Consider the following 7,987-nt stretch of genomic DNA (forward strand, 5'->3'; position numbering starts at 1 on the left):
CAAGCGGATCTAGTGTTATGGGGCATCGATATATTTCCATCTCTTCTGGAAGAATTCCTTGTTGTTGCAGGATGTTTCGAGAGCTTTCTGGGAAGCCTTGAAATGCACAAATTTGTGTAATTAGCTTATATTCAATTCCTATACAAACTCGTCGGAGAGCAAAATGAACTGAGCGGGGGTGAACTTCCCAGCGTTTTTCTCGATTTGTTTTGTTATCTCCCGTTAAGACTCGATCAGTTAGGTAGGTTTTGACCTTGATTTTATCATTGATTACTTTCTTGAAAAATTCAGCATCAGGGCTGGTTTGAGGATTGACAAGATACTGCCGAAGTTTAAGAGTTCTAATAACAGTTTCATTAACAATCCAGGTAATATTGCCTCTGCGATGAATCTTAATCGTGGTATCAGTAGGTATAGGCCTATCTATATAATCAATTGGTAGTTCATAAGGAAGAATACTATAATCAAGAAATAGATTTAAAGCTTCAAGATTTTTAGGATTATTGAGCCAACTCTTTGTAAGAGTGAAAATAAGATCATGAGCAATTTTTAGACAATCTGAGAAGGAGCATTCTCTGGGATCACCTTGCAGTTGGGAATACCAACGAGTCCGAAACTTAGTTGTCTCAATCTTAGGAAGTTTTACCAGTTCAATTAAAAACGCATGACGAAGAATTCCACAAGCAAGTTTTTTGTAATGCGTTTTGCTAAAATGACTATTCAAACTACTGATGCTATCAGCGAGCAAGGTATCACTCGAAAATATTGGCCAAACTTTTTCATAAAGTGAGTCCATACTGAAACGATCAGAGGCAATGAGTTGATCTATTATTTTCTTTATTTTCTGCACAGTTAGTTATCCCCTCTGTTAAGAGTTTTTTCAAACTCGGCAATAAAAACAGGAAGGGGAATACCAAGTGCCTGACACCAAGCTTTTAACTCAATAATGTCAAGTCTTCTTTCGCCTCGCTCACATTTGCTGATAATGGACTGGGTTGTTTCAAGACGTTCTGCAATTTGTTCTTGAGTAACTCCTGCACGTTCCCGTACCTCACGCAGCAGCTTGAGAAAGCATTTGTAATCTTCTGAAAAGAGAGATTTTTTCATTCTCCCTCCTGTTTTCTCTACCAGAAGGGTAAAGTTTATTTATTAATAGTCAAAAATCGACTATTCACTGAAATCTCTCCAAATTCCTGACACCTTCCCCCGTCACACACCTTAACAACATTGACGTCCCTCTCTGCGGTAGGCTAGATCAAGTGACTTTATTTGCTTGTATTATTGCTTTAGTATGTCTGTATCTGCCCCGACTCGTACCGTCCGCATTGCTTCGCGCAAAAGCCAACTCGCCCTAGTACAAACCTATTGGGTACAAGGAGAACTTCAGAAACACTTCCCTGAAATCACCTTTGAAGTGCAAACCATGTCCACCCAAGGGGATAAAATCCTTGATGTCGCCCTGGCTAAAATTGGCGATAAGGGACTGTTTACCAAAGAATTAGAAGTAGGAATGCTTAACGGGGATAGCGATATTGCGGTGCACTCCCTCAAAGACTTACCGACTCGACTTCCCGAAGGATTAATGTTAGGCTGTGTGACGGAACGGGAAGATCCCGCAGATGCCTTAGTGGTTCATGAAAACCACAAAGATAAACAACTGGAAACCCTTCCGGCGGGTGCTATTATTGGTACTTCTTCTCTGCGACGTCTCGCCCAACTCAGACACCATTATCCCCATTTAGAATTTAAAGATATACGCGGCAACCTGAACACTCGTCTGCAAAAATTAGACGATGGAGAGTATGATGCTATTATTCTAGCGGTTGCTGGGTTAACTCGTTTGGGAATGAGCGATCGCATTCATCAAGTCATCGCCCCAGAAATTTCTCTCCATGCCGTCGGACAAGGCGCATTAGGAATAGAATGTCGAGAAGGAGATGAGGATATTCTGGAGATTATTAAAGTCCTAGAACACACTCCTACCGCCCAAAGATGTTATGCTGAACGGGCATTTTTACGCGAGTTGGAAGGCGGTTGTCAAGTTCCCATTGGCGTAAATACTGTTATTAATGGCGACCAACTGACCTTAACGGGAATGGTAGCAAGTCTGGATGGAAAACGCTTAATTAAAGATAGCGTTACCGGAAATGCAACAGATGCGGAAGCATTAGGAATTCAACTTGCTCATCAACTCAAAGACCAAGGCGCTCAAGAGATATTAAACGAAATTTTTGCTGAAATTCAGCGTAGTTAGTTGACAAATAGGTTAGATATTGATCAGCATTGATATTTTTTGATCAATATCTAACCTTTACCCCCAACTCAAACCATGCCAGAATATCCTGAAGCTTTTAAAACTGCCTTAAAATTTACCTTAAAATGGGAAGCTGGTGTAGGCGACCCTAGAGATTTAGCAGGAACTGTTAATTATGGAATTAGTCAAGGAAGTTACGATAATTATTTACGCAATAAGAATTTAACGTCTAAATCCGTTCTCCAAATTACACAACCCGAAGTCGAAGAATTATATTATTTACAATATTGGAAACCCTGTTTAGCAGATTCAATGGTGTTACCCTTAGCCGTAGCGCATTTTGATACAGCCGTTAATTTTAGTGTTAAAGGGAGTTTAGAATTTTTACAAGAAGCCATTGGCGGGTTAACCGTTGATGGAAATTTTGGCTCGAAATCAAAAGCAGCGTTAGAAAAAGCGAATAATTTACAAACCGCCCAACGCTATTGTCAATGTCGAATTGATTATCGGTATCAACGAGTCAAAGCGAACCCCAGTCAACAAATGTTCTTAAATGGATGGTTAAGACGAGATCAAGATTTATTGCGCTATGTCAATGAATTAGGTGGCGTAACAACACCGCAACCAACACCGCAACCAACCCCCCAACCCGCCCCTAAACCCGTTAGCCAAGCTGAAATCTTGAGTAAAATAGAACTCGCCCTCCGGTTATTACAAGAAGCAGTTGATTTACTCAAAAAACAATAATTGCTATGAATTTTTTTAACGGTTAACGGTTTACAGTCAAGGTTAACCGTTAATCGTTAATTACTGCAAATCAACTTTACATTGATTCAGGATTCGGGTATCATTTTCACTAACCGTTGAAAGGCGATGAAACCCCTCTAAAATTAGATTGTTTTTATCCGTTCCTTGACCTCCAGCCGCCGCGACAACAGTGGAATTTCTAAAACCAATTTGATAGGAATAAGCTTCTTGACTATAAGCTTCAATAATGCTTAAATTAAGTTGATTTCCTTGGGGAACTCCTGTAAAACAGTCAAAGGATGAGTTAGGCATATAAAATGCTCCCGTCACCCGACCTTGCTTAACTTCAAACACCAGATAAGCTTGTCCAATTTGTTCGGGTTGGGGAGACTGACCAAACAGGTAAATACCCTCTTCTAAAAAATGAGGTTGGACATTATCTGTTTTTAAAGAAGAATTGTTAGGATTTTGTGAAATGAAAACAGCCTGTGTTAACGGCATTTCCCCTAAATTTAAGAGTACACTCAAGGCTAAAGTGTTAACCAACGGATAAAGTCTGGTGAATGCCTTGTAAACTTGACCCCAGGAAGCAAAAGAACTGAGCAGTTGATCAACCATTTTTTGAATCTCCTGCGAAAAGGCATTAACAACCGAGTATTGAGCTACAACATGAATTGACTCGATTTCGGTGAGGTGTATTCCTATTCCTAATTCCACCATACAATATTCTGCTTCAATCAACATCTACAGCAAGATGATCGGACAAGTGAATTTAGGGAACTTCAAGAAAGCGTTGAATCGGACACCGAGACAGGTATGATAACGTTACGGAGCAACTAAGGGAACGCAAAATTAAAATGCGAATTCTATTTGTCGCCGCAGAAGCGGCACCTTTAGCGAAAGTTGGCGGGATGGGAGATGTGGTCGGTGCATTGCCGCAGGTGTTGCGAGCAATGGGACACGATGTTCGCATCTTTATGCCCTATTATGGCTTCCTCCCTGATAAGATCAAAATCCCGAAAGATCCCATCTGGTGGGGAAATACGATGTACCAGCGTTTCGCGGTATTTGAAACGGTATTTCCGAAAACTGATGTGCCACTATATTTGTTTGGACATCCATCCTTCATGCCTCGTCGTGTATACTACGGAGAGGATGAAGATTGGCGGTTCACCTTATTTTCTAGTGGCGCGGCTGAATTTGCGTGGAATTATTGGAAACCCCATATTATTCACTGCCATGACTGGCATACGGGAATGATTCCGGTCTGGATGCACGAGACACCCGATATTGCTACAATCTTCACTATTCATAATTTAGCGTATCAAGGGCCTTGGCGTTGGTATTTGGAACGCATTACTTGGTGTCCTTGGTATATGCAGGGTCACAATACAATGGCGGCGGCGGTACAATTTGCTGATCGAGTTACAACGGTGTCACCGACTTACGCTCAACAAATTCAAACCGCAGCTTATGGGGAAAATTTAGAAGGGTTACTCTCTTATGTCAGTGGAAAAATGACCGGGATTTTAAATGGAATTGATACGAATTCTTATAATCCTGCCACTGACCCTTATATTCCTGAACGCTTTACGGCGGATAGTCTGGAAAATCGTCGGGTTAATAAAGTTGCCATTCAAGAAGAAGTGGGATTAGAAGTGAATTCTAATACGTTTTTAATGGGGATGGTGACGCGGTTGGTAGAACAAAAAGGAATTGATCTGGTGATTCAAATTATGGATCAATTCTTAACTTATACCGATTGTCAATTGATTGTTTTAGGAACAGGCGATCGCTATTTTGAAACCCAATTATGGCACATGGCATCTCGGTATCCGGGTCGGATGACGACACAATTATTGTTTAATGATGCCTTATCTCGGCGGATTTATGCGGGTTGTGATGCGTTTATTATGCCGAGTCGTTTTGAACCTTGTGGCATTAGTCAAATGTTGGCTATGCGTTATGGTTGTATTCCTATTGTTCGCCGTACTGGGGGATTAGTTGATACGGTTTCCTATAATGATCCGATTAATTATCAGGGTACAGGATACTGTTTTGATCGCTATGAACCTTTAGATTTTTATACCTCAATGGTTCGAGCTTCTGAAGCCTTCCGGTTTAAAGATCAATGGCGTGAATTGCAACGTCGAGCGATGAGTCAAAACTTTAGTTGGGAAAATTCCGCTAGAGAATATATCCAACTTTACAATGAAGTGATGGATAGTTATGGTGGTGTTCTTTCTCAAGAGGAACCAACTCCACCCCCCCAACCTCAACCGAGTTCTAGTGTTGTTGTTTAAGGGTTCGATTGTTGTTGTTTAAGGGTTCGATCTTAAAGATTGGGTTTCTAACTTTGATGAATTTTTAACAATCAAAATTAAGGATTAGAAACCCAGTTTTTATATTTTTTCAAGCAATTAAGTTAAATAAATCTAACGGAAAATGACCATATACCCCATTAACTCCGTTTTCTTCTGTTGATTGAAATGAAATTAAAACTCCTCGATATTGATCATAATAAGGGCTAACATAAAAACCTTTAGTTCGACCATTAAACTTTAAATAAACAGCCCCTTCCATCGCATCTAAAGCATTTTCTTCAACATTAATAGAATATTGAAAGGCTTTTAAATAATGGGTTAATGTTGTTAACGCTTGTGCCATTGAATCGGCACAAATCCCAATCATTTGATATTCAGATTCACGGGTGAGTAATAATAAGGCTTGTTGAATTTTAACTTTTTCTTCCTGGGTAATTTCGGGGATCACTTCGTTACAAATAAACCCTTTTAAAAGGGTTTGAGCCTCTGGAATAGTTAAAGGAATTGAGTCTGGATAAATCATAAGAATGGAGGAATGAGGACGCAGAAAATAGTATCAAAAATTGCCAATCTGATTATATAGCAAGTCTAAAGGGATTGTACAATCCTAATTTCAGGAGGATTAATCTCAAAAAATGGGGAAACATCGCCGTGTCAGGGCGAGAAAACCTCGCCCCTACGATTTGGGGAATTTGTACATCAGATTTAGACTGACTCAATCAGAATTTGAGAGAATTAAGACCCCTGAAATTTTTGCTAATTCAGGGGTCTGTACCGGATATTGATTTGTGATCACAATACCGTAAAACTCAATCGCTTATTCTGAATCTTGATTAACAACAAGTTCAGGATTGACATTAGGAGGAAATTGAGTATTTTCGTTATAAGTGGCGTGATAGAAATTGACGACAAAACTACTTCCAAGGTCATCAGCATCACATTTGTAGCTGTCTGCATCTATATTACATCCAACTAAAGAATTGCTATTCAAATTAGCATCACTTAAGTTAGCATCTTCAAAATTGATTAAATTATTGGTTTCATGGAATCCACTTAAGTTGGCTTGGGTTAGATTGGCTCCCGTAAAGTCTGCATCAATTAGGATTGTATCAGTTAAATTCGATCCAACCAAATTGGCATTGTTCAACTTAACGTTAATCAGATAAGCATCATGTAGGTCAGTACCTGTTAGATTCGCTCCACTCAGGTCAGAGGAACGGAAATAAGCCTTGGTGAGATCTAAACCACTCAAGTTGGCTCCCGTTAAATCAATTTTGTCTTTACTGGTGCGTGAGATTACCCAATTATTCCAATTTTCAACACCGCTTTTGAGAATATCAAGTTGGTTTTGATTATAAGCCCAAGCATTGCTAGAAAAGCTTGTTAATGATAGTAAAGTTACTAAACAAGCAGCGAGTAATGGTTTAATGAATTTCTTCATGGTTGGTCGGTGTTTTAATCAAGGGTTAGGTACAAGCTCAGGAGCAGAAAATAGGTAAGTAAATATCTGATTCTTGACTCCTGAGTCTGCCTAGAATTCTAACTCAAGTTAAAGCTAGAATATCCTTTTGAGTCGAAGGGTTGGATAATCTTAAGATTGGGTTAACGCCCCACGATCGAGGTAAAGGTGAATCTGTACTTTCCTCAGTTTTTTGAATTGGGACTAACATCGAGTCCGTTGAGCGGATGATCATTTCGCCACGTTCTAGCGCCTCGCGCCACTGGTGTCCGATTTTCCAAGCATGAAATTTAATCGCATTCCATCGAGGGTTAACAGGATATCCCGCATACCCAGACCGTAAAGCCGGAATACAAACGTCAGCCAGGGGAGTATAGACAAATACTCCTTCAGCTAATTGCACTTTTTTGAGTTTGTTTTGATGTTGCTTGAACATGGACGTCACCCCCTTTTTTTGTTTTACAGTTGTTTGCTGATGCAAATCGTCTGATATTCCCCTTTACTTCCGTAAAGTGGTTTTGGGTTGATTAAAATCCCTGAAAAGCACGCCTTTATTCTGGAGTGTTTCAACAGCGTTTAAGGATGCAAAAACATGACGAATAAAGGTCAGCAAGAGCTACCTAGAGGGTTTGATCTCCCCAAGATATTGAGAATATTGGACTTAGAGTTCGGGTATGGCTTACCCTACTTTTGGAGAGAACCTAAAATCATTGACGTTTTTAGCTTGGCTACGTCTTAAATCGCCATTGACGATGGGTTTAAGGTAATCGTCAGGGATCTATTTTTGCTAACTCAAGTTAACCAAGGAGTCTGAAAGTTCATCCCCCATATCGGGTATCTCTATTTTCATGGCACTGATCATAAATTCAGCACTTACCCTGATGATGTATCCTTGTGCGATACTTTTGAGTGGGATCAATACCCTAATTTTTGGGTTGAATACAACAATTAGGGCATTCAAACTTGCTTTATTATATCTTAAGGATTGCAAATTAATCACACCAACCCGAATGAACGATGAATCTGTCGATTAACAGCGACTCTTTCAGGGAATATTGGGTTGGAGGTTATTCAACAGTGTAAGTTTTGTTAACAGACACTAACGTATGCTATAGTTTGAAACATGGCATACATACCACTCAGAAAAGCGGTCGAATTTCTGGGTCTGCATCCCAATACATTAAGAAAATACGCCGATGAAGG

General features: G+C 39.9%; 9 protein-coding genes. 3 read left to right on the forward strand and 6 right to left on the reverse strand.

The genetic code is table 11. From position 1 onward, the window contains the following. On the reverse strand, nt 1-850 hold an 850-nt coding region (locus ACKPEB_RS01135; protein WP_408962928.1), incomplete at its 3' end, for a hypothetical protein. A gap of 2 nt (nt 851-852) precedes the next feature. Then, a complete protein-coding gene (locus ACKPEB_RS01140; protein ID WP_408962929.1) occupies nt 853-1,107 on the reverse strand; it encodes a helix-turn-helix domain-containing protein in 255 nt (84 codons plus the stop codon). A gap of 184 nt (nt 1,108-1,291) precedes the next feature. Here ACKPEB_RS01140 and hemC point away from each other — a divergent pair, with 184 nt between their 5' ends. Both hemC and ACKPEB_RS01150 read left to right on the forward strand, forming a co-directional pair. Beyond that, the gene (hemC, locus tag ACKPEB_RS01145; RefSeq protein WP_408962930.1) at nt 1,292-2,254 is read left to right on the forward strand and encodes a hydroxymethylbilane synthase; all 963 of its coding nucleotides are present in this window, start codon (nt 1,292-1,294) and stop codon (nt 2,252-2,254) included. A 75-nt stretch (nt 2,255-2,329) separates the two neighbouring features. Continuing rightward, nucleotides 2,330-3,001, forward strand: coding sequence for a glycoside hydrolase family 108 protein (locus ACKPEB_RS01150; RefSeq protein WP_408962931.1), 672 nt, complete (start codon nt 2,330-2,332; stop codon nt 2,999-3,001). A 60-nt stretch (nt 3,002-3,061) separates the two neighbouring features. On the opposite strand, the gene ACKPEB_RS01155 is transcribed toward ACKPEB_RS01150, so the two are convergent. Then, nucleotides 3,062-3,745, reverse strand: a complete 684-nt coding sequence (locus ACKPEB_RS01155; RefSeq protein WP_408962932.1) for a hypothetical protein — start codon at nt 3,743-3,745, stop codon at nt 3,062-3,064. Between the two features lie 113 nt (nt 3,746-3,858). On the opposite strand from ACKPEB_RS01155, the gene glgA reads away from it, so the two are divergent. Beyond that, the gene (glgA, locus tag ACKPEB_RS01160; protein WP_408962933.1) at nt 3,859-5,304 is read left to right on the forward strand and encodes a glycogen synthase GlgA; all 1,446 of its coding nucleotides are present in this window, start codon (nt 3,859-3,861) and stop codon (nt 5,302-5,304) included. A 109-nt stretch (nt 5,305-5,413) separates the two neighbouring features. On the opposite strand, the gene ACKPEB_RS01165 is transcribed toward glgA, so the two are convergent. The 3 genes from ACKPEB_RS01165 to ACKPEB_RS01175 form a co-directional block, all read right to left on the reverse strand. After that, on the reverse strand, nt 5,414-5,848 hold the full coding sequence (locus ACKPEB_RS01165) for a DUF1824 family protein (RefSeq protein ID WP_408962934.1): 435 nt from the start codon (nt 5,846-5,848) through the stop codon (nt 5,414-5,416). A gap of 294 nt (nt 5,849-6,142) precedes the next feature. Continuing rightward, on the reverse strand, nt 6,143-6,766 hold the full coding sequence (locus tag ACKPEB_RS01170; RefSeq protein ID WP_408962935.1) for a pentapeptide repeat-containing protein: 624 nt from the start codon (nt 6,764-6,766) through the stop codon (nt 6,143-6,145). Between the two features lie 103 nt (nt 6,767-6,869). Next, nucleotides 6,870-7,220 carry a hypothetical protein gene (locus ACKPEB_RS01175; RefSeq protein ID WP_408962936.1) on the reverse strand — a complete coding sequence of 117 codons (351 nt, stop codon included), beginning with the start codon at nt 7,218-7,220 and terminating at the stop codon, nt 6,870-6,872. Nucleotides 7,221-7,987 lie beyond the last annotated feature (767 nt).

The organism is Planktothrix sp. (assembly GCF_046067725.1).
In the GTDB taxonomy this organism is placed as follows: domain Bacteria; phylum Cyanobacteriota; class Cyanobacteriia; order Cyanobacteriales; family Microcoleaceae; genus Planktothrix.